At 38.0% G+C, this 24769-nt stretch carries 19 protein-coding genes, 2 tRNA genes and 1 other RNA gene; 16 read left to right on the forward strand and 6 right to left on the reverse strand.

Annotated features, from left to right (window positions below):
- From ABXH34_RS03970 to ABXH34_RS03985, 4 genes are all read right to left on the reverse strand, one after another.
- A partial coding sequence (locus ABXH34_RS03970) for an NACHT domain-containing protein (RefSeq protein ID WP_353570570.1) occupies nucleotides 1–1686 on the reverse strand: 1686 nt, incomplete at its 3' end.
- A gap of 84 nt (nucleotides 1687–1770) precedes the next feature.
- On the reverse strand, nucleotides 1771–1983 hold the full coding sequence (locus tag ABXH34_RS03975; protein WP_353570571.1) for a hypothetical protein: 213 nt from the start codon (nucleotides 1981–1983) through the stop codon (nucleotides 1771–1773).
- Nucleotides 1984–2044: 61 nt separating this feature from the next.
- Nucleotides 2045–2971, reverse strand: coding sequence for a hydroxymethylbilane synthase (hemC, locus tag ABXH34_RS03980; RefSeq protein ID WP_353570572.1), 927 nt, complete (start codon nucleotides 2969–2971; stop codon nucleotides 2045–2047).
- A 237-nt stretch (nucleotides 2972–3208) separates the two neighbouring features.
- Nucleotides 3209–3766, reverse strand: a complete 558-nt coding sequence (locus ABXH34_RS03985) for a hypothetical protein (protein WP_353570573.1) — start codon at nucleotides 3764–3766, stop codon at nucleotides 3209–3211.
- A gap of 602 nt (nucleotides 3767–4368) precedes the next feature.
- On the opposite strand from ABXH34_RS03985, the gene ABXH34_RS03990 reads away from it, so the two are divergent.
- Entirely contained in the window at nucleotides 4369–4812 is a 444-nt protein-coding gene (locus ABXH34_RS03990) for an ATP synthase subunit C (RefSeq protein WP_353570574.1), read from the forward strand.
- 84 nt (nucleotides 4813–4896) lie between these two features.
- On the forward strand, nucleotides 4897–5214 hold the full coding sequence (locus tag ABXH34_RS03995; protein ID WP_353570575.1) for a V-type ATP synthase subunit F: 318 nt from the start codon (nucleotides 4897–4899) through the stop codon (nucleotides 5212–5214).
- Between the two features lie 233 nt (nucleotides 5215–5447).
- Here the strand turns inward: ABXH34_RS03995 and ABXH34_RS04000 are convergent, their stop codons facing one another.
- Nucleotides 5448–6134: a glycosyltransferase family 2 protein gene (locus tag ABXH34_RS04000; protein WP_353570576.1), complete on the reverse strand. Its 687-nt coding sequence runs from the start codon at nucleotides 6132–6134 to the stop codon at nucleotides 5448–5450.
- 157 nt (nucleotides 6135–6291) lie between these two features.
- Here ABXH34_RS04000 and ABXH34_RS04005 point away from each other — a divergent pair.
- The 9 genes from ABXH34_RS04005 to ABXH34_RS04045 all read left to right on the forward strand — a co-directional run bounded on the left by ABXH34_RS04005 (nucleotide 6292) and on the right by ABXH34_RS04045 (nucleotide 16636).
- Nucleotides 6292–6382, forward strand: a tRNA-Ser gene (locus ABXH34_RS04005).
- A 124-nt stretch (nucleotides 6383–6506) separates the two neighbouring features.
- Nucleotides 6507–7709: a protoporphyrinogen/coproporphyrinogen oxidase gene (locus ABXH34_RS04010; protein WP_353570577.1), complete on the forward strand. Its 1203-nt coding sequence runs from the start codon at nucleotides 6507–6509 to the stop codon at nucleotides 7707–7709.
- 179 nt (nucleotides 7710–7888) lie between these two features.
- A complete protein-coding gene (ccmA, locus tag ABXH34_RS04015) occupies nucleotides 7889–8530 on the forward strand; it encodes a cytochrome c biogenesis heme-transporting ATPase CcmA (protein ID WP_353570578.1) in 642 nt (213 codons plus the stop codon).
- Nucleotides 8531–8620: 90 nt separating this feature from the next.
- The gene (bamJ, locus tag ABXH34_RS04020; RefSeq protein WP_353570579.1) at nucleotides 8621–9241 is read left to right on the forward strand and encodes a BamJ family beta-barrel-assembly machinery protein; all 621 of its coding nucleotides are present in this window, start codon (nucleotides 8621–8623) and stop codon (nucleotides 9239–9241) included.
- A 333-nt stretch (nucleotides 9242–9574) separates the two neighbouring features.
- Nucleotides 9575–12241, forward strand: coding sequence for an EAL domain-containing protein (locus tag ABXH34_RS04025; RefSeq protein ID WP_353570580.1), 2667 nt, complete (start codon nucleotides 9575–9577; stop codon nucleotides 12239–12241).
- Nucleotides 12242–12352: 111 nt separating this feature from the next.
- On the forward strand, nucleotides 12353–13744 hold the full coding sequence (locus ABXH34_RS04030; RefSeq protein ID WP_353570581.1) for an O-antigen ligase family protein: 1392 nt from the start codon (nucleotides 12353–12355) through the stop codon (nucleotides 13742–13744).
- Between the two features lie 12 nt (nucleotides 13745–13756).
- Entirely contained in the window at nucleotides 13757–15421 is a 1665-nt protein-coding gene (locus ABXH34_RS04035) for a lipopolysaccharide biosynthesis protein (protein WP_353570582.1), read from the forward strand.
- A 239-nt stretch (nucleotides 15422–15660) separates the two neighbouring features.
- Nucleotides 15661–16083 (forward strand): DUF1841 family protein, encoded by a 423-nt coding sequence (locus tag ABXH34_RS04040; protein WP_353570583.1) that lies wholly within the window; start codon nucleotides 15661–15663, stop codon nucleotides 16081–16083.
- A gap of 187 nt (nucleotides 16084–16270) precedes the next feature.
- Nucleotides 16271–16636 carry a gamma-butyrobetaine hydroxylase family protein gene (locus tag ABXH34_RS04045; RefSeq protein WP_353570584.1) on the forward strand — a complete coding sequence of 122 codons (366 nt, stop codon included), beginning with the start codon at nucleotides 16271–16273 and terminating at the stop codon, nucleotides 16634–16636.
- 108 nt (nucleotides 16637–16744) lie between these two features.
- Here ABXH34_RS04045 and ABXH34_RS04050 read toward each other — a convergent pair whose 3' ends face one another.
- Nucleotides 16745–19051: a multiheme c-type cytochrome gene (locus tag ABXH34_RS04050; protein WP_353570585.1), complete on the reverse strand. Its 2307-nt coding sequence runs from the start codon at nucleotides 19049–19051 to the stop codon at nucleotides 16745–16747.
- A gap of 664 nt (nucleotides 19052–19715) precedes the next feature.
- Here ABXH34_RS04050 and ABXH34_RS04055 point away from each other — a divergent pair.
- From ABXH34_RS04055 to ABXH34_RS04075, 5 genes are all read left to right on the forward strand, one after another.
- Nucleotides 19716–19806: transfer RNA gene (locus ABXH34_RS04055), tRNA-Ser, on the forward strand.
- Between the two features lie 17 nt (nucleotides 19807–19823).
- Nucleotides 19824–19920, forward strand: an RNA gene (ffs, locus tag ABXH34_RS04060) — signal recognition particle sRNA small type.
- Nucleotides 19921–19952: 32 nt separating this feature from the next.
- On the forward strand, nucleotides 19953–22016 hold the full coding sequence (gene dnaX, locus ABXH34_RS04065; protein ID WP_353570586.1) for a DNA polymerase III subunit gamma/tau: 2064 nt from the start codon (nucleotides 19953–19955) through the stop codon (nucleotides 22014–22016).
- A 40-nt stretch (nucleotides 22017–22056) separates the two neighbouring features.
- Nucleotides 22057–23481, forward strand: a complete 1425-nt coding sequence (locus ABXH34_RS04070) for a hypothetical protein (protein WP_353570587.1) — start codon at nucleotides 22057–22059, stop codon at nucleotides 23479–23481.
- 79 nt (nucleotides 23482–23560) lie between these two features.
- The gene (locus ABXH34_RS04075) at nucleotides 23561–24382 is read left to right on the forward strand and encodes an ABC transporter permease (RefSeq protein ID WP_353570588.1); all 822 of its coding nucleotides are present in this window, start codon (nucleotides 23561–23563) and stop codon (nucleotides 24380–24382) included.
- The last annotated feature ends 387 nt before the right edge of the window (nucleotides 24383–24769 follow it).

Below are 24769 nucleotides of genomic sequence, written 5' to 3' on the forward strand. Positions count from 1 at the left end.
AAGATCACGATCAAGAGCACGAGCAAGATCACGATCAAGAGCACGAGCACGAGCAAGATCAAGATCAAGAGCACGATCAAGAGCACGATCAAGAGCACGATCACGATCAAGAGCACGATCAAGAGCACGATCACGAGCACGAGCAAGAAAAACATAGAAAAAACGAATACCAGCTACCTTTTTATCTGTTTCTACCAGTAGTGCTTTTTCATTTGCCCAAGCGAGTAATTTAACCAATTTCTCTTGTTTTGAAATGATTTCCCCATTTTCCTGCAAAAACACCTCAAAAAAATCATCAGCATCATCTAGCATACTGGCAGTGAGCAAAAACACTTCTCGATAGCGTCCTTCTAACTTATTATCTTGAATAAGCTGTTTGTAACGATTATTGTCAACAATATATTTTGCGCCGAAATATTCTTGAAAAGTTAAATGTGAAAATGAATAAATCGTATTTGCTCGTTCTACAAAAATGCCATGCTGGGCTTCAATCGCTTTTAACAACCGCTCTCCGTCAATATCAATTTCCTGCTCAGCAGATGGCAGCTTTTTAATATAAGCAACAATTTGTTTTTCTAGCTTTTTCTGCTCAATAAAATACTCGTTAGCATTAAAAGTCTGTACTGCAACGTTTGAAAATAATTGACGTTTACGACCAATCGATAATTTATGATAAATCTCATCACGAACAATATTGCGTGAGCTGTCCCATTTTTTCAATAAAGCATCAATGGCCTCTTCATAAATCTCAACTCGACGTGGCGGAAACTGCATCGTCTCTTCAAAATTCAAACACAACAAACTCAATAACAATGGCGTGCTACCCAGTTCACGCAAACCCCGATGTTCTTGTTTTTCAAAACCTTCTAAAAATAATTTCTGCTTCGTTTCATCATGACTAAACCATTTTTTAACAAAAGTCTGCATTTGCTCCTCAGAAAAATCCGCCATTTCCATATAAGTAAACTGCTCAAACGAATAATCCGTTGCAGCAATCCGACAAGTAATTAAACACTGAGTTAACAAATATTGTCGGCTGAAATTCTGTAATGCTGTCGTCATGTCTTGACGTTTATTATCTGCTTGTTGCACTTCATCCAAACCATCGAATAAAACAACGGCTTTTCCTTGTTGCAAAATAAGCTCAATAAAATACTTTGCTTCAGGAAACTGACAAATAGTAAATTCTTCTTCTAAAAACGCCATCAACTCCAAGCCAGAATCCGCCCATTGTTTCAATGATACAAAAATAGGGATTTTCTGCAACTTGCCTTGAATCGCTTGCAAAGTGACATATTTTAGAAAAGTGGTTTTACCTGCACCGGGTTTACCCAAAATAAACAAACGGTTATTCTCAATTTTCTTAACCGCTGCTAAACCATCAAGCCGTTCACAACAATGTAATTTTTTAGGGTCTTCACGTAATGAATGAATATCAAATCGTTGAAATGCTGAAACCTTATCCAAAACATACACATCAGTAAAAATGCCTTCTAACGACTCAGGCTTGGATTTACCTAAAATTTTGATTTTCTCATGCGAATTTTTTAACCGCTGCTTATAACGCGCTTCACCGTCTTTCCAGCCCAAACTTTCCCATTTTTCCTTAAAATCTTCTTTTACAGATTCAGGCAACATTTTTAAAAAATCAGCAATTCCAAAACCAAATAACGTGGTAACAGGCATTTAACACACTCTTTTGATTAATAATGATAACGACAGGCTAAAATTTTAATTTCTTTGATGAGCTTGATTATCTTCATTGCCTTTTTACGATCTTTCACAAACCACCTCAAAAGACATATCTTGTGCGGTATCCTGCCTTGCTTCCAAAATACGCTGACGCATTGTCGAACTTGCAGTTAAATAAGCCGTTTCCTGCTCTGACTGTATTGCTCGCCACAATGCAATCGGCACAATGACCGAAGTAGCATTGCCTTGCTCATCTGAAACATATTGAATATCATGTAATGCTTGATTCATATCTTGATGATTCCTATATTGTTTCAATCAAGTATATAACATGTCATGCTTAAAAATAGACTCAATGCCCCAAAGCCTGCAAAATATCATTTGCACCTTGCTTAAGTAAATCCTCTGCAACCGTTAAACCCAATTGTTCAGCATCTTCTATTTTGCCTTCAATTTGGCTACGTAAAATAGTTTGCCCCGTTTCATCAGCAACCAATGCCCGCAACATCAACTTATCCTGATAAATCTCTGCAAAACCTGCAATAGGCACTTGGCATCCGCCCGCCAAACGATTATTCACCGCACGTTCTGCCAAAACACATTGCTGAGTTGCAAAATGATTCAACGGTGCAATCAATTGATGCGTTTCTGCGTCATTTTCTCGACACTCAATCCCAATCGCGCCTTGACCAATTGCAGGCAAAATAACCTCTGTGGCAATTTTCGCCCGAATACGTTCATGTTTATTCAAGCGTTTTAATCCCGCCGCCGCCAAAATAATGGCAACATACTCACCCTTATCCAACTTACTTAAACGTGTACCCACATTACCGCGCAAACTGTGAATTTGTAAATCAGGACGAACCGCTAACAACTGAGATTGGCGACGTAAACTCGACGTACCGACAATTGAATTTTGCGGCAAAGCATCAATGCTGTCATATTGACTCGACACAAACGCATCTTGAGGGTCTTCACGTTGCATAATCACGGGTAAATGCAAACCTTCAGGAAACTCCACGGGTACATCCTTCATTGAATGCACCGCAATATCGGCTTCACCATCCAACAAACCTTGCTCTAATTCCTTGACAAACAAGCCTTTACCACCAATTTTAGCTAAAGGCGCATCCAGAATCTTATCGCCCTTAGTCATCATTTCTACAATATCAACTTGCAAATTTTCATGGGTATTCAATAAAGTGTCGCGCACATGATAGGCTTGCCATAACGCGAGAGGACTTTTACGAGTTGCGATACGAATGCGTTTATTTGTCATGGTTATATTTTTAGGACAGATGAATGAATGGCTTATTTAATCATATTTGAAGCTGAAAGTAGAATGATTAAATCTGCAATGGCTAGCTAAACCATAACAAGAAAAGACAGCGTTTCATCATAACTATTGATAATACAGAAATATACCAACAGCATACTTGTATTAGCCGTTTTGCTTAATATCAATCTCTTTAGATTCTACACTTCGCGTGAGTAGTCTAAAAATGCCATTTAATATTTACCACATCATGTTTGGAAGCATAGACATTGGGCGCGTAACATGAGAAATATTTTGGCCTAAATATCTCATATCAACTTGCATTCGATGCGTATTGTCAGTCATCAATATCACCGATGTATTCATATCCGCAACAGACTGATCTAACCCTTCCATGTGAGTTAAAAACTCTGGCATTATATTCAATTTATTAGATAGCTCGTGCATGGTCATATTCATTTCACCTATTTGCTGGGTCAATATCGTCATGTTATAAGACATTACCTCCACATTTTTAGCCATCATTCCCATATTTTTAGCCATCATCCCCATATTTTCAGCCATTTTCGGATCCATGCTGGTTGCCATTTGAGTCATATCACTCGTTAAACTGTAAATTAAGAAAAAACCATAAGTTGCAAGTAAAGTAAAAGCAAACATTGCAGGATATACAACGACTTCCCAACGTCTAGCACTTTGTTGAAACGTATGAACAAACTCCTCCATTTTGCCAGCTTCAATTGCTGCACCACACTCCATCATCTGTGGCGGTGATTTTGAAACGTCTAAATCTGACACAATATTATCTCCTTGGTGGTTAACACATCACAGTTAATTCTAGGATATATCACCGTACTGATTTTATTATGATAATTATGAGGAGATTATTATGCTATATAAGCATTTACTTAAACACTAGATTTTATCTATGATGAATGGAAAAAATTAATCTTTAATCTGCTATTGATGGCATGAGAGATAAAGTGGTTTTTTGCACATACAGAATTTTAGATTTACCAATCTCAGCAAAATGCGTTTTACAGGGTTAAGCTAAAGAAGAAAAAAGCCTAAAAAAAGGTTATAGTATTAACAGCAAAAGGCAGCAATGAACCTTATTCAAAACATTGCTATTTTTGGGTGAGATTTAGATTCAAAATATAACAACTATAGTCAATTTCGTTTTAGGTGTTAGGACTGGCAGTCCTGTTATTGTTTAAATATCAATCAGTTTCCAAATCTAGGGCTGCCAGTCCTGTATCACTTTAAAGTAAAACAACTATATTACGGATGCCACAACACAACCATGCAATACGAATCAGAAATAATAATGGGAAATGTATTGCTTATCATCACTATAATAGCATTGATTTTATCATTCTAATTTTAAGGAGGTTTCGCCAATGTATTGGTTACTAGCCCTCATGAGCATGAGCTTACTGGGTATGATTGGTTTAGGCTTGTATGCTGAATTTAATCACACCCCTAAACAGATTAATACCCAAAATCGCATGAAAGGTATTATTGCAGCAAATCTTTTATTATTCGTCAGTGCACAACTTGGGCTTTTATTTTTAGGTATGCAAGATGCTATGGCGGCAGAAACAGTGACAGCCACCAAAGATATTTCGATTGGTATGGGCTTAGCTATGATTGGTGCAGGCATTCCAACTGCGGTTGCAACCATTGGTGCAGGAATTGCCGTAGGCCCTGTGGGTGCAGCATCATTAGCCGTTATTGCTGAAAAACCTGAAGTCTTTGGCCGATCTTTAGTTTATTTAGGTCTTGCTGAAGGGATTGCAATTTATGGTTTGGTGGTCACGATTTTGATGTTAGGTAAAATTTAATAATCTGTCATCGAGAGTACAATTATTTTGCTAAATATTGTGCTCTTTCTAAATTTAAAAGTCGTCAATTAAAAATGGTGCATTATGCGTCTCATATTTATGGGCAGTGAAGCTTTAGCCGATGGTTTTGCCTTGCTAGGTTTTGAGATATTTACCAATGCAGTGCAAGATGATGTAGAACAATTACTGATTGAATTGCTTAAACATAAACGAAAAGCCTTAATTTTTTTAGAAGATAATCTCACAAAATCTCCTAAAGAAGCCTTTTTACGTGCAAGAAATGAAGCGGCTGGCATTATTATTACGGAGATTCCTGCGTTAAACGCACCTGAAACCTATCGGCCGATGGTGGAAGACCTAGTTGTGCGGGTGCTTGGTGCTTCAGTGTTGGATAAGACATAAAAAAACCTCTTACCTAGGACTAGATAAGAGGTGAACTCACTAACCAAACAAAGGAGAAATGCCACAATATTGAGCGCAATTGACAATAGTGTGTCATCAACTTTGAGTGTAAAGTTAGTATATTTATGAAGTATTGTGTATAAATTAAATGAGCAAACGGCTATATTGCAAAGTTAAACGTGAGACTTTACTTAAAAAACAAGCAAAATATAACCTTCTGAATATTGCGTGTTTTATCGTAATTTTCTACGTCCTATACATAAAACCAAAGTTTGCATCATATAGTGACCAACAGCCCACCATGAACTAAAAATTCTTGAATGTCCATCTGTTCGGGGACGCATATTAATTGAAACTTCTTTAATCTGTAGCCCTGCCTGATTCAATAACATCAATACCCCCATATCCTGATATTCCAACAATGTCGCTGCACGTGAAGCTAACAAAGCGATTGCAGGACGGTTGTAAACTCTTAAACCAGAAGTTAAATCTTCTAAATTAATACTAGATATTTTTCGAAAGAATACCCACGCAAATTGGCGCAAAGGGCTACCCCGTTCAGGATATGCTCCAATCACCACATCACAAGCATTACCCAATTGATTAAGTAGCTTAGGAATGGATTCAGCTTCATGCTGTCCATCTGCATCCATGGTAATTGCCGTGTTATAACCATGCTTTACGGCATAACGTAAGCCCGTTTGAATCGCGCCCCAAGCACCCAATGAAAAACACAAAGGTAATACGGCTGCACCCGCATCAGCCGCCAATTGTGCCGTATTATCGGTACTCGCATCATCAACCACTAAAATTGTGCCATCAAAATAATGCTGAATATCTTGAATCACTTGAGTAACACTTTTCGCTTCATTTTTGGCAGGAATAATCACAATCATTGGATAGGGTGTAGCAGGTTTCATAGTTAATCAATACAGTAAATAAGCATTTAAATTGTAGCGGAAATAATTGAAATAGAAAAATAAAATCTTGATTATTTTAAAATGAATGTGAAAAATTCAAAAAAGCACTTTACATCTTGTTATTCATATAATAGAATTCGCGCTTTAGTGACTGCTTGGAGAGGTGACAGAGTGGTCGAATGTAACGGTCTTGAAAACCGTCGAGGGTTCATAGCCCTCCGTGGGTTCGAATCCCACCCTCTCCGCCATTTTATTTCCCGCTAATGTTATCTTCCTTTCTCGTTAATTAAATACCATCCCAGTGCTTAAACCGTTATACTGTCTGTTATCAAACAATACTTCTTATAAGTAATTTATAACGACCCAATAAATATGAGCACAAATCAATATGACATGCTGATTATTGGTGCAGGCATCAGTGGCTTAAGTATGGCGCACTACTGTACACAGCACGGTCTCAATACCTTAGTTTTAGAAAAACAAGATCGCAATGGTGGTTTATTTCACTCGCATCAATTTAGTAGCCAACTGCATAATTTTTGGATTGAATTAGGAACACATTCTTGTTTCAATTCGTATGGGCATATTATTAAATTAATTGAAGATTATGACTTATTAGATACTTTAATTAAAAAACAGCCGCTCAGCTTTAAATTATGGAATGGACATCAAGTAAAATCAATTCCCTCCCAATTGAATTATTTAGAATTATTATTTTCTGCACCCAAATTATTTTTTCTTGAAAAACAAGGCAAAAGTATCCAAGATTATTATGGGGCAATTGTGGGTAAACGTAATTACCAAAAGGTATTTTCACCCGCATTTAATGGTGTCATTTGCCAACCATCTGATAATTTCCCAGCCGATATGTTATTCAGGAAAAAGCCACGACGTAAAGATGTGGTGCGGAATTTCAGCTTTGAGCAGGGCATTCAAGCCTTACCTGATAAAATGGGTACGGAATTAAATGTGCAAAATAATGTCGTTGTGGAAAAAATTGAATATGATGGGCAAACCTATCAAGTCAGCGCAAATGGGCAAACTTATGAATCACGCTATTTAACTTTAGCGACACCTGTGAATATCACAGCCGAGCTAAGCCAAACCATTGCCCCTGATATTCACAAAGCCTTAAGTGTAGTAAACCATGTTGAGATTGAAACAATAGGCGTAATGCTGGAAAAACAAGCGACTGATTTAAAACCTATTGGTGGGATTATTGGCCAGAAAGACAAGTTTTATTCAGTGGTTTCTCGCGATGCGATAGAACATCCAGATTATCGTGGTTTCACGTTCCACTTCAAGCCTAACAAACTCAATAATGATGAAAAATTAGATTATTTATGCGGCATTCTGCAAGTGGAAAAAACCTTGATTCAAGATGTTGTCACCAAACAAAATTATTTACCAGCCCCAGTTGCGGGTCATCATCAAATCTTGGATAAATTAGAAACCACATTGAATAAACAGCCTTTATTTATTACAGGAAATTATTTCTATGGTGTCTCTGCTGAAGACTGTGTGACCCGTTCGGTAGATGAATTTAGCCGCCTTAAACAATTGATGAACACTTAACTTACTCGCCTTATTTAAATAAAAGAATTTTTCATTTTATGTAGGGTGGAATACGATGAGATAGAGTTTATTCATAATAACCAACATCAAAGGTTCATCTATTCCCCCTACTCTTTCAAACTTTTTTACATTTTGCGTAACATGAGTTAACTTAATGTACTGGTTCAGATGGATTTGATATGCAAGTAAGTCAATTACAATTTGATAGACAAAATCGTTTGGAAATCTCGCAATTAGAATGCATTAGAGATGACCGTATTTTATTTGAGCACTTAAACTTTGAATTAAATGCAGGTGAACTGCTACAAATTGAAGGGCATAATGGCAGCGGTAAAACCAGTTTATTGCGTATTTTATGTGGCCTCAGTCTACCTGAGAGTGGTCAAATTTTTTGGCAAAAACAAGATATTGAAGAAGATAAATCAGCCTATTGGGAACATTTATCCTATATTGGTCATGCTCCCGGTATTAAAGGTGAGTTAACGCCAATTGAAAATTTGCAAATGGCTAAAGCGATCGCTTCCCAGCCAACTGAAGTCAGTTTGGAAGCCATATTAGAACAGGTTGGTTTATATGGTTTTGAAGATGTCCCAACCCGAACGTTATCTGCTGGCCAACAACGTCGAGTCGCGCTTGCACGTTTGCTGACGAATGATGTGCAATTATGGATTTTGGATGAACCATTTACAGCCTTAGATAAAAAAGCGATTCAAATGGTCGAAAATTTATTAGACCAACATGCACAACGGGGTGGAATGGCCATTGTGACCTCACATCATCATGTTAATTGCAAATACGCTCGAATTTTAAAACTAGCCTAAGCTTTAGATGATAAGAAGTTTGATAAAAAAATAAAAACTGTTATTCTGCCTGCTCACATTTTCATACAAAAAACTGATAGAGACTAGCAAATGTCTGAAATAAAACTAGATACATTAGAAGCAAAAGCAAGCTATGGTATCGGTATTCAAATGGGGCAGCAGTTAGCTAATAGCAATATTGAAGGCTTAGATGTTGCGGCGATTGCAAAAGGAATTGATACTGTTTTAAGTGGTTCAATGCCAGAAATCGAAATAGATGAAATTAATCAAGCACTTCAACACCTTCACCAGCAAACAGAAGCAAAAAATGCTGAGCAAGTAAAAGTTGCAGCAGCAGCGGGCGAAGCGTTCCTTGAGCAAAATGCACAGCGTTCAGAAGTCACCGTGACAGAATCTGGCTTGCAATATGAGGTCTTGGCTGAAGGTACAGGCGAAAAACCAACAGAAACACAACAAGTACGTGTACATTATCATGGTCAATTGGTTGATGGCACTGTATTTGACAGTTCAGTTGAGCGTGGTGAACCTGCTGAATTCCCAGTTAATGGTGTGATTCAAGGCTGGATTGAAGCATTACAACTTATGCCTGTTGGTTCAAAATGGAAGTTGGCAATTCCTCATGATTTAGCTTATGGCGATCAAGGTGCAGGTCCTGCTATTCCACCTTATTCAGCATTGGTATTTGAAGTTGAATTAATTGCTATTCTTTAATTAGGTAGTGTATATCTCGTTGCAATACCCTAATTTGGAGCGAGATAGTTTTTTCTGCTTGATAACAATATCTTCGCCAATCTTTTTGGAAAGTAACCTAACTTATTGATTTTCTTTAAAAGGCTTGTTTTTGGGTATTTATTTAAAATCAATAGCTTAGCTTATTATGGCGCAAGTATTGAGTAAACTTCATGTTTATAAAGATATATTTTTAATATTTATCATTAAGTTAATTCATTTCGTACCACACCACTTCTAATAGGCATACTAAATGCTTCGTAATCTATTATTATATGGTATGCTTAGATGTAAATCTGAGCATTTGTAAGTGATATGACTCCCAAGTTTTTGCTTAATATGCGCACACTAAAACCTCGTTTATCCCGCAAACATGTCAATATTGGATTAGGCTCAACGCTTTTTACCATCAGCATTTTTATATTGGCACTGTTAGGCGCACGTCAAGCAGGCTTATTAGAGCCTTTAGAGTTGGTCGCCTATGATTGGATGATGCGGCAACAACCCGACATGGGGGTAGACTCACGTCTATTAGTGGTAGAAATTACTGAAGATGACATTCGTCAACAAAGACGTTGGCCACTGCCAGACCAAGTGATTGCAGACCTATTGCAAAATCTATTGCTGCACAAGCCTGCTGTGATTGGTTTAGACAATTATCGTGATTTCTCTCAAGAACCGGGGCACGAAGCACTGGTTAAACAATTACAACAACCCAATATTGTTGTGATTCGTAAATTAGGCCAAGATAGTACTCCCTCCATTCCCGCTCCTGACTATGTAGATCAAGAACAAATTGGTTTTAATGACCTTGTTGTTGATGCTGACGGCATCGTGCGGCGGAATTTACTGTTTGCATCATTTGATGATAATATTTATCCCTCATTTGGTGTACGTTTATTTTCCTATTATTTAGAACACCAGCATAAGGTATTACCAACCAATACTTCTGACAATCCAAGTCAATTTGAAATGGGGCAAGCTGTCATGTTGCCGCTTACTACCACTAGTGGTGCTTATCAAAATGTAGATGCGCGTGGCTATCAAATTTTATTACGTTATCGCAGTGGTCAAAAAGTAGCCCGTCATGTGACATTAGCAGAGGTGTTAGCGGGTGATGTTAAGCCTGAGTGGGTCAAAGATAAAATTGTACTGATTGGTACGACGGCACATAGTATTAAAGATGGTTTTGTGACCCCGTTCAGTGCTATTGATGATGAATTTCACATGCCGGGGGTTTATATTCATGCCCAAATTGTCAGCCATATTATCAGTGCAGCCTTAGAACACTTAAATGTTGAGCCTGCTTATGAAGCCAATTTACGTCTTGCTGAAACGTTAGCTTATAAGCCCCTATTCTCATTTTGGCATGATAGTGTAGAAGTCGCGTGGATTATCTTTTGGGCAATTTTGGGGGGCCTTTTAGCATGGTGGATACAACAACCATTTAAACTTGCTATCATTTTTGTAATGAGCTTGCTGGCATTGACAGGCATAAGTTTTATATTATTTATTCAAGGTTTTTGGATTCCTGTCAGTACGCCAATATTAGCTTTTCTGATTTCAGGTGTCAGCGTTATCAGCTCAAGATTAGTTTATGATGCACTGTATGATAATTTAACGGGCTTACCTAATCGCGCCTTTCTTGTTAGCAAATTCAATCGCTTACAAAATTATTACTATAAATTATTCCATTACCGTATCATTCAAAATGACAAGAAACTTATTTCGTCTGTGATCTTGTGGGATATAGATCGATTTAAAATTCTCAATATCGTATTAGGGCATCGACTTGGTGATTTATTGTTAATTGAGCTAACACAGCGCATTATTGTGCTACTTGAAAGCCAACAAATTAAGCGCAGCCGCTATACATTTTCCCGAGTAGGCGGCAATGAATTTGGTTTGTTGCTCAAGCTGCCTCCTCATGATTTGGAAGTCAGACGAATAGCCGAAGCGATCCAAAAATCAACCCAACAACCCTTCTTTGTTGAACGGCAAGAAATATTTATTACCGCGAGCATTGGTATTGCCTTTAGCTATGTGAATGAAAAGCGTGATTTGCTGCGTGATGCGTATGCGGCAATGTATCGTGCTAAAACATCGCATAATGTTAAAATCGAAGTGTTCAAATCTTCAATGGAATCTAGTGCAGTTGCGCAATTTGAGCTAGAACGTGATTTGCGTCAAGCTGTTATGCGACATAAAGAAAATTTAGCTAAAAACAAACAAGATAACACTGTGTTTCCCGTTTATTATCAACCCTTAATTGATTTGAAAACAGGGAAAATTGCAGGCTTTGAAGCCTTATTGCGGTGGAGTCATGATGGACGTGGCATCGTGCCTCCCGTTATCTTTATTCCTATTGCGGAAGAAACTGGCCTCATTTTGCCGCTTGGTGAATGGGTATTAAACGAAGCTTGCCGACAAGTGCGTGAATGGCAAATCAAATATCCAGATTATAAAGATATGATGATTGGGGTTAACTTATCTGCAAAACAGTTTGGGCAGCCCAATTTAATTGATTGTATTCAAAGCACTTTAAATCGAACAGGATTGCCTTCATCTAGTCTGAAGCTTGAAATTACCGAGAGCATCATTATGGATGACTTTAAAATCAGTGCTGCCATGATGACGATGTTAAAAAATTTAGGGGTTAAACTGGGTATCGATGACTTTGGTACAGGTTATTCCTCATTGGCTTATTTGACCCAAATACCAACCAATACACTTAAAGTTGATAAATCTTTTGTCATTAGCATGGGCACACGAGAGGTGGACATGGTGATTGTTGAAACGATTATTGCTTTAGCACACAGTTTGAATATGGATGTGATCGCAGAAGGCATTGAAGAGCTAGAACATCTGTTAAAATTACGCAGTTTAAAGTGTGAATATGGTCAAGGCTATTATTTTTCTAAACCGTTGCCAAAAGAACAAGCTGAGAAATTGTTAGCTGGACATCAAGGTTTTATATTTTAAAAAGATGAAATAATCATGAGGACTGACAGTCCTTAATATTGGAACATTATTTTTTGTTATTCTGACGAATAGAGCGAGATTGCTCAAATTTGGTAAAGAGGAAAGTATCTTGTGGGCGTTATTCTGGTTCTATCTCTTGCATTGTTAGCAGCCATTGTGGCATTTAATCAGTCTGTTCATAAATCATTTCTTTACGTTTATATCCCTACCTTAATTTTACTCCCCAATTATTATTTTTATAATTTTATAGGTATTCCTGACCCTAACTTTAATCAAGCCGTGATTCTGGTTTTATTTGGTATTTGGATATTGGAAGGCTTACAAGGTTGGGAATTGACCTTAACTGATATTTTTGTGTTTGCCTTTGCTTTTTCTAATACTTATTCCGAATATATCAATATTGGTTATGACGATGCCCAAAACCTTGGTTTCGATATGATTGCATCAGTTTTAATACCTTACACTTTGGCTAAAAGTATTATCGTACAGAATAATATTAGTATTGATGTCGCTAAACTAATTACTGCATTGCTTGTCCTCGTATTCGCGCTGAGTAGTTATCAATATATTACCCATAATCCTTATACCTTATGGCAACAAGTATTAGGGGTTTTCTTTGGACATCAAGGCTGGGGTTGGGTGACACGTTATCGCGAAGGCTTACCACGTCTTGCAGGCCCTTTTGCTCATGCTATTTTATTTGCAACTGCGATGTTTTCAAGCTTTTGGCTGGCAATGTGGCTGGCAAGAAAGCAAGTATGGAAACAAAATATATTAAATATTTCCCCCTCTTTATTTGGCTATTTAATTGCTTTGATTTTATTTGTTGCGGGGTTTGCCGCATTGTCTCGAGGGCCGCTTGGAGCGTGGTTTGTTGCAGGGACAATCACACTGATTGGGTTTACCAAATATCGTTGGAGCTTATTCAGTGTTATGATGGTATTGCTGATTGCTATTTCAGTGCCCATCGTTAATTTGCTTACTGAATATGCAAGTTTAAAGCGGATTGATGTGGGTTTTGGTTCAATGCAGGAAACCGTGATTTATCGTACTCAATTAATCCAAAACTATATTGAAATTGCCAATCAAAGTTATGTTTGGGGTTGGGGACATGAAAACTGGCCTCAAGTCACAGGACAAAAATCGATTGATAACTATTACTTACTATTGTATTTAGAACACGGTATCATTGCACTCACATCATTCGTATTTATTTTTCTATATGTCAGTATTAGATTATTTATTCGGGTTATGACGCAGCCGTTAATACAGCCTAAAGGTAGCAGTTTAGGATTTAGTTTACTCAGTATTTTAATTGTTTTTGCAATTTCAGTGGCAACGGTCTATTTAGGACAACAGTTACTCCCTATGTATTTCTTATTTATTGGTTGGAGTGAAGGTTATTTATTTCAACGCAATTTTGATTTAACTGGGAACAATAGTGCTATTCCAACAACTTCAAGACGTTTAGCTGAATTTCAGTTTAAGCGCGTACTGCAATAACAATGGTGTGTTATGGGAACATCTCCGTATAAAACCATTGATAAACATGAAATGCGGCAATTGGTGTCCAAGAATTTATTGGTGTCAGTGTTGTCCAAAGTATTTTATTTAGCGACTCGTTTGTTTATACCGCCTTTGGTATTAACTCATGTAGGACAAGCTGAGTATGGTATTTGGGCAGTGTGTTTTGTGTTAATCAGCTATTTAGGCTTGGGCGCATTTGGTGTGTCTAATGTGTATATTCGTTATGTAGCTGAGTATCATGCTCGGAATGAACTTGAGAAAATTAATGGTCTCATTTCAACAGGTATTGTATTAGTTTCTAGTATTAGCCTGCTATTGTTATGTATCTTTTGGTTTATACTGCCGACTTTAATTGTCCATGTTTTTAATATTCCCTCAACCACGCCTGCCAATCCAGATACCAACCTCCATCAGACTGCATTTATATTGTTTTATAGTACAGCCTGTATTTTTCTGCTAGAACTAAATGTCAGTGCATTTATGTATATTTTGAATGGTTTGCAAAAAATTACAGAGACCAGCCTTATTTTAGTTGGTTCTGCTGTGTTAGAGACTTTACTCACGGTTTTATTTTTATTACTTGGGTTTGGGATTTATGCGCTATTGATTGCATTTGGGATTCGGTATTTAGTCAGCATTATTGTGTATACTTCATTGTGTTTTAAAACATTACCCACTCTTTCCATCGGCTTACAACACATTAGAATTGAATATTTGCGCTTATTCTATCGTTTTGGCAGTATCGTGCAGCTTGCAGGTATATTAGGTATTTTAACCCGTTCAATAGATAAAATTCTTGCAGCCTCCATGATCCATATTTACGCGGCGGGTGCATTGGAATTAGGGGCAAAATTTCCACTGATGGCAGTGACAATTCCCGCGTCGATGAATAGTGTTTTTCTGCCTGCCAGCTCTTATATGCACAGCCAAAAACGCCAGCAAGAAATGTTGGATATGTATGTGGAAGGAACGAGAGTGATGGCCTTGTTAACAGGTTTTATTATGGGCTATTTGGCTACCTTCTCGATTCCTTTAATTATGGCATGGCTAGGCGCATGGACAGACTACGATACCTTAACCATTGCTTGTGTGATGATTTTCTTTACCTTGCCACAACAATTACATGTGTTAACAGGACCTGGTTCGGCCATTTTCAATGGTATGAACAAACCTTCTTTGACGCTGATTTATCCTTTATTACGCTTAGGACTTATGCTTGGATTAGGTAGTTTGGCTGTATTATTCTCTATTATTTCATGGGAAGAATTGCACTTATTAGATATTGTTATAGTGGTCAATTTAGCGACATTGATTGGTGCTTTGACTTATAGTGCCTATATTAATAAAAAGATAGGCTTATCAAACTTGGTTTTTTTTGAAAAAGTATTACTCCCCAGCCTTATTCCCTATGTCACAGGATTTGCTATATTTTGGTTATTAACTTTTTGGGATATTGATTTATATTCACGTTTAAGTGCGATTGAATTTATATTTGTCAGTGGCTTTTTATATACCGTTTTGACCAGCTTAGTAATTTTTTATGGGGTTTTTAGTAATGATGAGCGTGAGAAGTTATCCAGTAAGTTCTTTTCAATAAGCCATTTTGCAATGTATAAAATCAAAGGTCGCTTAACCGCTTATTTTAAATGGTAAGTTAGAATCAGTAATGAATCTTTTAGTATTATTCTGTTTTGATGTTTTGCAGTTATATTTTTGATTTTGATGAATTTTATTTTTAAATATAGATTGATATACTCTATCCTATTTTGACAATTTCTTTGGATTTATATCAGAAATTAAGTATTCATATTTTTTACTCCGCATAATTTACGTGAAATTTCCCAAACATACCCCATATTAATCAGCATTTCCAAACTTTAGTGAATCAGAACGTGTTTACCCAAAACCGCGACCAAATGCGCCAATTTTTTAGTACTGTTTGGCAGAAGCATCAGCAAGAACAAAAATTAGAACCACTTGAAACGATTGTAAGAGATGTGATGCTAGCACATCCTGAATATCACACTCAATTGACTGATGGTGATTTAGATAAGGATTTTTTACCTGAAATGGGACAAACCAATCCTTTTTTACATGTTGGGCTACATATCGCATTGCATGAACAGTTAATGACTAATCGGCCTATTGGTATTCGTGCAGCTTATTCCAAAGCAGTAAGAAAAATACAGGATAAACATGAGGTTGAACATAAAATGATGGAATGTTTAGCTGAGAGCTTATGGAGTGCACAACGTAATCGCACAACCCCTGATGAACAAAGTTATTTGCAGTGTTTGAAAAAGCAATTGTCATAAATTATCCATCATTGAACATTATATAGTCAATTCTGGTTTGTATGTTAGGACAGGTAGTCCTGTTATACTTTAAATATCAATCAGTTTTAAAAGTGAGGACTGCCAGTCCTGTATCACTTTAAAATAAAACGACTATAAAATAAAACAATATATTTTAGCCATTATGCTAAATCCAAAAGGAGATGAGATGTCTACACCAATCCCAACAGAAATGGAGTTTCGCCAAAAAACACGGGTTTTGAGTATTACATTTAGCAATGATAGATATTTTGAGTTACCTTATGAATATTTACGGGTTTACTCACCCTCGGCTGAAGTACGTGGCCATGCACCTGAAGATGAAGTGCTGCAATATGGTAAAAAAGCAGTCAATATCGAGAAAATTGATCCTGTTGGCACGTATGCGGTTTCTTTGCATTTTGATGATGGGCACAGCACTGGGATTTATTCATGGGATTGGTTGTATCATCTCGGTGATAATCATATCCAATTGTGGCAGGAATATTTAGCGAAGTTGGAGCAAGCAGACAAAAAGCGCGAACCTGAAAAGTAAAAATTTCTGACCACTTTTCAAATCTTATGAAAACGGGACAACCTTTACACTAACGGTTATCCCATATTCACTACCAAACTAAAAAAACAGCAACATACTAGATATCAATTATTGTTGCTGCATTTTTTGTTGAATATCAATCACTGCTTTACGCCGTTCTAGCTTCTTCAAGGTACTTTTGATTTTAGCATTATTGGGTACGACGAGTTGATTTAAATGTTTGGTGAAATCATACGCATCTAACCAACGTTGCTGACGAATATACAGCTCTGCCAAGGTCTGTGTAACTTGGGCATTTTGTCGATCTAAATAGAAAGCCTTTAACAAAGCGGGTTCAACTTGGCTGCCTCGTCCAACCTGTTTTAATAGCATTGCATAATTGTAATGTACTTTAGGATGATAAGGCATTAATTCTGTGGCTTTTTTCAAGCTATCCAATGCCTCAGGCATCCGTTTTAATTCAGCTAATAATAAGCCCAACGAGTAATATAATAATCCTTGTTCAGGAGATACTTTTATCGCATCACGTAGCACTTGTTCCGCTTGTTTTTTATCGCCTAAACCATGGTATAAAATCGCTAAACTTCGGGAGGCGGGGAAGAAATACTGACCTTTTTCAATCGCAGTTTTAAATGCGTGTTCCGCTTGTTTAATATCATCTATGTCGGCGTACAACTGACCTAGATTAAAATGCCCTTCAGGTAATTCCCCACGAATTATTTGGGCTTGTTTATATTCTGCTAATGCCTTGTCATAAGCTTTCACATCTGGCAATTGTTCACGCGGCACATTGACCAAGCTTCGAGCCGCTTCAATCCGAACCGCATGCACTTCATCTTTTAGTAAAGGCACAACCGATTTGATTTTTTGCGCGATGCTGGCATTTTGTAGGCTGTGCACGGCGATGCTACGCACTAAGGCGGATTTATCTGTTAGTAATATGTGTGTTGTATCTACGCCTATTTGTCCATACGCTTGCAATAATTCCAGCGCGGTGGCTCGCACAATATCAGCTTGTTTGGTATCCAATGCTAATTTGATTAAATCTTGACTGACATTGGCATCACCCATACGACCTAACGCTAAAATTTCACCAAAATGCGGTTTTTGCCAACTTTTATCCCCGTACCATTGGTTCATGGCATCAGTTGCCCACACAGCATCTTTATCGGTATGACATTGGTTACAAGCATTGGGGGTATTGAGTTTTAAGCTTAAATCAGGTCGAGGAATACGAAAGCTGTGGTCGCGGCGTGGATCAATCACCATAAAATTCTGAGTCGGTGCATGACAGTTTACACATTGGCTGGCTTCGGTATTTTGGGCATGAAAATGATGCTCAGGCGTATCATAATTTTTGGCGTTGAGGCTGGGATATAAACTTGTTGGTGGTTCAGATTGATGGCAATAAGTACAAGTTGCATTGCCTTCACGACGTAATTTAAGGGTGTGCGGGTCGTGGCAATCCATACATTGCACCCCATTGTGATACATTTTACTTTGCACAAATGAGCCATAAACATACACTTCATCAAGAATTTGTCCATCTGGATGATATAAATTGTCGCGCAATAATTCAGGCACAAAATCATTTAACATCGGTTGAGCGTGTAAATCTTGTTCACTGACAGGATAACGACGTGAATGGCATCGAGCACAGGTTTCTACTTTTTGTTTAGAATCCAGTTGTTTGTAATCAACGCTTAGGCCTTTACTTGGATTCATTGCTGGGTCTTTTTTATCTGAGTTTGCCCATGCAAGATGCTGTTCTCCTGCACCGTGACAGGCTTGGCAACTTACGTTTATTTCTGCCCATGTGGTTTGGTAGCTGTCTGTTTTTAAATCGTAGTTTACGTTAAGGTCTGTTGAATGGCATTCTGCACAAACCGCATTCCAAGTATGGTAAGTTTGTGTCCAATGTAGTGGATTGTCTGCCGATAATGTTCGGTCAGGATATAAATTAAACCATTGTTTTTTAATACTGTCCCATGCAACGGTAAAGGTTTGCAAGCGGCCGTTAGGAAATTGCAGTAAATATTGTTGCAGTGGTGTGACCCCAAAAGTATATTTTATGGTAAATTCAGCTATTGTTCCGTCTTTCCCCGTGGTTTTTACAAAATACTGTTGATCTTGGGTATAAAACTGTGCGCTGATGGTATCGTCTTTGAATTCTGTATTGTTGAAATCACCGAGTATGTATTGTTGGGTTGCGGGGTTCATTGCCAATTCATGGTGTGAGCCTAGCCAGTCTGAGAATTGTTTAGGATGGCAATCAGCACAGCTTTGATTTTCCACAAACGCAATATTATCAATCCCTTTTCCATAGTGTTGTCTGGGGAAGGTGTCGGTGTTGGCTGAGCTAAACGTGGTCACACAGGAAAGCAGTATGAGTAACCAGAATGGGTAATCATTCATGTATATTGGCCTAGGTTTGCATGGACAGTCGGCAATTATCAATGAAGCGTCAGCAATTATCAATCTCTATTAAATGTGTTGTTTTATCACTGCGGTTAAGAAAAAATGCGCAGTATAGTAGGATCAATAATCGATAGCGTCATCCGTCATTCTTGTTCGTCATTTTCGATTGTCCTTTCTCCTCATTTTCTAACAGAAACCTGCGTGAGCTTCTAAAACTCAGTAAATTGAATAAGATTTTAAATCAAAATATCTACGAATTATTTGAATTGACGACGGAAGAAATTGAATTATTGGAGGGGAATATTTGAATGGTTTGAGAAATCTTAAAAAATAGCTCGGCTGAATATAAGGAAAGTTTAAAAGTCTATCGTGATTTAAAAAAATATCATTGATACCGTTTTTGATGATGGTAAACAGGAAGGCATTCAAGCTGAAAAAGTAGCTAATGCCAGAAAAATGAAACAAAAAGGAATTTCTGTACAAGGTATTATTAGGATCATGGGACTTACTATCCAGCAAATAAAAAACGATAAATATGAAACTTGATACTCTATTTGGTGTAAAATGAATTAAATAAAGCTAGACACCATTTTTTATTGTTGTTAGAATGTCGCGCTTAAACTGCTTATTTACAAGGATGTAGATGAGTGGTTTAATCGATGGAGAGATGTCCGAGTGGCTGAAGGAGCACGCCTGGAAAGTGTGTATACGGTTATACCGTATCGAGGGTTCGAATCCCTCTCTCTCCGCCAGAAATAATGGTGACTTATGCTGGTCCCCTCGCATTGCTATATCGCAAATCCCGTCAGGTCCGGAAGGAAGCAGCGGTAGCGATGGCTGCAAGTGCCGAGGTGTGGCTGGTATAGGTTGCCGCCCATCACCTAGAATGCATTAGGCTATGTCTTATCAAGTTTTAGCGCGAAAATGGCGGCCTCGTAATTTCCCTGAAATGGTTGGACAAATGCACGTCCGACAAGCCCTCACCAATGCACTCGAAAATCAACGTTTACACCATGCTTATCTATTCACAGGCACTCGCGGTGTAGGTAAAACTACCATTGCTCGCATTTTTTCCAAATCACTCAATTGTGAATCCAAAGGGATTACTGCTTATCCTTGTGGTGAATGTGCTGCATGTCAGGAAATTGATGGTGGTCGATTCATTGATTTAATTGAAGTCGATGCTGCGTCACGTACCAAAGTTGAAGATACACGAGAAATTTTAGAAAATGTCCAATACGCGCCGACGCGAGGACGATTTAAAGTTTATCTGATAGATGAAGTTCATATGCTATCAACCAGTAGTTTTAATGCATTATTGAAGACGCTGGAAGAACCCCCAGAACATGTGAAATTTTTACTGGCTACAACAGATCCCCAACGTTTACCCCCTACGATTTTATCGCGCTGTTTGCAATTCAATTTAAAGCGCATTCCATTAGAGCAAATTGACTCACATCTTTCCTATGTTTTACAGCAAGAACAAATTGGATTTGAACCGCCTGCGTTACAGCTATTAGCTCAAGCTGCGGATGGTAGTTTGCGCGATGCCTTGAGTTTACTCGACCAAGCAATTGCTTATGGTGGCGGTGGTTTATCTTTGACAGATGTTAGTACAATGTTGGGGACATTAGACCAGAACGTTGTATTAAATTTATTAAATGCTTTGGCTGCACAAAATGCAACGGGATTACTACAACAAGTTGCTCAATTAGCAGAGCAAAATCCAGATTTTAGTACTGTATTAGCTGATATGTTGTCATTATTGCAAAAGATTGCATTAACCCAAGCCGTACCCGATAGCTTGGATATGCAACAAAATCATGCGGCTGAAATTCAGGCTTTAGCTCGGCAATTAAATCCTGAAGATACCCAATTATTTTACCAAATTGCGTTATTGGGTCGTCGAGATTTGCCTTTGTCACCAGAGCCACGCGGTGGTTTTGAAATGATTTTATTGCGGATATTAGCATTTAGACCGTTGAAAGCAGGGCAGCAAATTAAGTCAGAGCAGCCTCAACAAATTGCGACTGCACCTGATGAACATAAACCGCCTGTTCAGAATCAAGCACCCGTTGCTCAGGAATATCAACAATCTGTTCCTCATCAAGCTCCTGTTGCCCAAGAATACCAACAAGCTGCTCCTCATCAAGCACCCGTTGCCCAAGAATATCAACAGCCTATCCAACATCAAACACCCGTTGCCCAAGAATATCAACAGCCTATCCAACATCAAGCACCTGTTGCTCAAGAGTATCAACAAGCTGTTCCTCATCAGACACCCGTTGCCCAAGAGTATCAACAAGCCGCTCCTCATCAAGCACCCGTTGCCCAAGAATATCAACAAGCTGTTCCTCATCAGGCATCCGTTGCCCAAGAGTATCAACAAGCCGCTCCTCATCAAGCACCCGTTGCCCAAGAATATCAACAAGCAGTTCCTCATCAAGCGCCCGTTGCCCAAGAATATCAACAGCCTGTCCAGAATCAAGCACCCGTTGCCCAAGAATATCAACAAGCTGACTATTATGCACAGCCTCAAACAATACCAAACTATTCACAACCTTCCAGCGAATGGGGACAGTTTGTTGCAACGTTACCAATGGGTATGTTAAGACAACTGGCTGAAAACTGTATCTTACGTACAAAAGAAAATAATACTTGGCATTTAGGCCTTTCGTCCTCACATAAGACATTAAACAGACCAAAAGCCAAAGCTGATTTAGAATTAGCATTGCAACGCCAACATGGCGAACATTTAAAACTACATATTCAAATTGAACGGGATGATGTTTATACCCCAGCTCAAGAACAGAAACAAATAAAAGAAACTCAGCAGCAATATGCTGAATCTCAAGCTCAACAAGACCCTTTTGTCCAAACTTTGCAAGAACAATGTGATGCACAAATCCAAAGTGTCACGCCTATTGTTGGTGACGATAATACAAGCCAGCAAGAAAACTAATCTGCTATTATTATTGGAAAATAGACAAGGGACTTAAATAATGAAATGGTATCTCGCACTCTGCGCAAGCTTTTTAATCAGTGCCTGTGAAGCAGAACAAATTCCAACCAATTCTGCAACAGATGCAACCGTCATTCAAATTGCTCAAGAAGAATCATCAAACTCTTGGTGGGATAAAGCCACGAATTTATGGGGCAGTGACTCAGATGAGCAAAATGAATCTGCATCACAAGTTGCTGAACCTAGCTCTAGTGAAGAAAAAACAGAGCAGCCAAGCAAAGAATCTTCATCTTGGTGGGGCGCAACTGTAAATATGTGGGATAAGGCTTCTAGCTATGTCAGTTCTGACTCTGAAGAAGAGGAAAAACAGGTCATTGCACCTGATGAAGAACCCACCCAACAAGCAAAGAAAAACCCCTACTTTGGTAAAATATGGGATGAAATCACCCCGCGTATTAGCCAAATCCTGAATATTGAACAACAGCAAGTCAATTTGCCTGATAAAGCATGGTTTTCAGAAACGAAACAGAGCAGCCAAAACAAATTAAATCAATTGCTAGATGAAGCGGTTGATATTTTGTCATTGTCTGACAGCAGTCAGATTCGCCAACAAATCCGTAATTTAGAGCAAGATATTGTTGATATAAAAAACACGATTGCCGATTACCGCCAAGCACAAGTCAGCGCACCAATAGAATCAACATGGAATACCACGGTTGAAAATTACAATGAAAAAATTATTGGTCTACAAGATCAAATCGCACAGAAATATCAACAGATTGACAGTTTAAAAACAGAATTTAGCCAAAGTTTGCAGAAAGTTGGCATTCGGCTGACTAATGAGCAGTTGGACGTGTTATTTGCTAGTGTGATAGGTGATGATATTATTCAAGCTAGCTTAGTGTATGAAAATGTGAAATTGGTTAATGAACAACTGATGAAATTGACCGTTGACAGTGAAGAAGATTTTACAATTAGTCAACGTTATTACGGTATGTATGTGGTGTTATTGAAAATTTTGTTTCACATGCAAGATAGCTTTGTAAATGATGTTGATAACAAGTACATCCCTAAAATTACTGACATTGTGACTGATGTACAAAGTATCAAAACAACCACTCAAAATCTACTGAGCAAAGAGGATAACAATAAACGCCGTGAATATCTGTTTGCTAATTTAGATGCTCAGAAATTGACCCTAAAAACAGCGAATTTGTATAAACAGCATTTGACTAGCCAACGCCAAAAAATGCTAGTCGCGCGTGATAAAACCTTGGCGGATTTACTGGTAGCTGAAAATACCTTTGCGACTGTAACTGTCAGTAGCGAATTAGTGAATTTATTGCGTACCAGTCAAAAAGCCTTTGAATTATTACAAAATATGCAAACCCCTGATTTGTTGATTTTCGAAAACTTACAGATGAAGCAAGAGTTTGCCATTTTGACTGAAAAGTTGAATTCCTAATATATTGACAGAACTGGCAGCCCTCTACTTTTCATAATGATTAATGAGGACTGCAAGCTCTGAATTAACTAATAGAAACATGACGACATTATTTGATTTTATTCTGCGCTATCTTCGCGCAACATGGTTAGGCTTTATTGGTCCTTTTCAAGATGCTTATACCCACCGCTATTTGCTATTATTGCTTATAAAACGGGATATTGTTAACCGTACATCAGGCACATGGCTAGGCGATATTTGGTTATTGATACAACCAGCATTACAAATTGTTGGTTTTTGGTTTTTGTTAGATATTGTCCTTAAAATCAAATTTCCTAATAAAGTCCCATTTGTTGAATATTTCTTATTGGGTATGTTGCCGTGGTTATTTATTTCTGAAGTCTTATCCCGCTGTTTAACAGTGCTACGCGAGTTTGGCGGCCTGTACCAACGTGCAGTATTCCCAATCATCATTTTACCATTATTACCACTCAGTCTTTCGGCCATTTTATACAGTATTGTGATGGCCTTAGTAACGGGCTTATTGGCAGGCTATGAACATACTTTTTCAGGTTTTATCCTGATTTATGTGATTGCATTATGGATGATTCCAATCTGTTATTTATTGGCAGTGATTGGCTTATTTTTGAAAGATGTGGCGCAGCTCTTCCCCTTCCTAATCACAGTGACTTTATATCTCACCCCTATTTTATACCTACCTGAATTGATGCCAGAACCGCTACAATGGATTTTAGTGATTAACCCTATAGCTGATATTATGGCTTTGATTCATGCGCTGACACAGGGTTTAGCATGGGAATGGGGTAATATTGTGCGACCTGTTGGACTGTGGTTATTATTGTTAGGCCCTGCGTGGGCAATTTATCACCGAGCACAACCACATATTCGGGAAATGCTATAAACTAAAATTTGGCTTACCCATCGCTTTATTTGCGTAGGCCATTTTCAGGTTTAGGGTAAAGATTAAAAAAATTTATCGCGCTAAGATGGAGTGAATATTAAAATCTAATTTCACTTTAAGAGTTTAAAAACATTCATTAAAACCCCATCACCTAAACCTCTCTATACCCTCATAGAACTGAAATATACTAGTATTATTTGATTTAATTCTGGTAGAATACCGCACTTGTGATTTGTCTGCGTGACAGATGAATTACAACAGAATACTAAGTTTTGATTTGATGTCGATGAATTTGCAGAAATTTTTAGCACCTCATCAAACAAACTTATTGATAGCGAGAGACTTGCAGCACCTAAAAATCAGTAAACAGGTCACTTGATTTGAGGT

It is taken from the genome of Candidatus Albibeggiatoa sp. nov. BB20, assembly GCA_016744725.1.
GTDB lineage: Bacteria > Pseudomonadota > Gammaproteobacteria > Beggiatoales > Beggiatoaceae > Albibeggiatoa.

Bases quoted from the DNA above. Each gene is read 5' to 3' on its own strand.
- ABXH34_RS04075 (WP_353570588.1), top strand. From the start codon at position 23,561: ATGACGACATTATTTGATTTTATTCTGCGCTATCTTCGCGCAACATGG.
- ABXH34_RS04010 (WP_353570577.1), top strand. From the start codon at position 6,507: ATGAGCACAAATCAATATGACATGCTGATTATTGGTGCAGGCATCAGT.
- hemC (WP_353570572.1), bottom strand. From the start codon at position 2,971: ATGACAAATAAACGCATTCGTATCGCAACTCGTAAAAGTCCTCTCGCG.
- dnaX (WP_353570586.1), top strand. From the start codon at position 19,953: ATGTCTTATCAAGTTTTAGCGCGAAAATGGCGGCCTCGTAATTTCCCT.
- ABXH34_RS03995 (WP_353570575.1), top strand. From the start codon at position 4,897: ATGCGTCTCATATTTATGGGCAGTGAAGCTTTAGCCGATGGTTTTGCC.
- ccmA (WP_353570578.1), top strand. From the start codon at position 7,889: ATGCAAGTAAGTCAATTACAATTTGATAGACAAAATCGTTTGGAAATC.
- ABXH34_RS03975 (WP_353570571.1), bottom strand. From the start codon at position 1,983: ATGAATCAAGCATTACATGATATTCAATATGTTTCAGATGAGCAAGGC.
- ABXH34_RS04000 (WP_353570576.1), bottom strand. From the start codon at position 6,134: ATGAAACCTGCTACACCCTATCCAATGATTGTGATTATTCCTGCCAAA.
- ABXH34_RS03990 (WP_353570574.1), top strand. From the start codon at position 4,369: ATGTATTGGTTACTAGCCCTCATGAGCATGAGCTTACTGGGTATGATT.
- ABXH34_RS04045 (WP_353570584.1), top strand. From the start codon at position 16,271: ATGTCTACACCAATCCCAACAGAAATGGAGTTTCGCCAAAAAACACGG.
- ABXH34_RS04050 (WP_353570585.1), bottom strand. From the start codon at position 19,051: ATGAATGATTACCCATTCTGGTTACTCATACTGCTTTCCTGTGTGACC.
- ABXH34_RS04070 (WP_353570587.1), top strand. From the start codon at position 22,057: ATGAAATGGTATCTCGCACTCTGCGCAAGCTTTTTAATCAGTGCCTGT.
- ABXH34_RS04025 (WP_353570580.1), top strand. From the start codon at position 9,575: ATGACTCCCAAGTTTTTGCTTAATATGCGCACACTAAAACCTCGTTTA.
- ABXH34_RS04035 (WP_353570582.1), top strand. From the start codon at position 13,757: ATGGGAACATCTCCGTATAAAACCATTGATAAACATGAAATGCGGCAA.
- bamJ (WP_353570579.1), top strand. From the start codon at position 8,621: ATGTCTGAAATAAAACTAGATACATTAGAAGCAAAAGCAAGCTATGGT.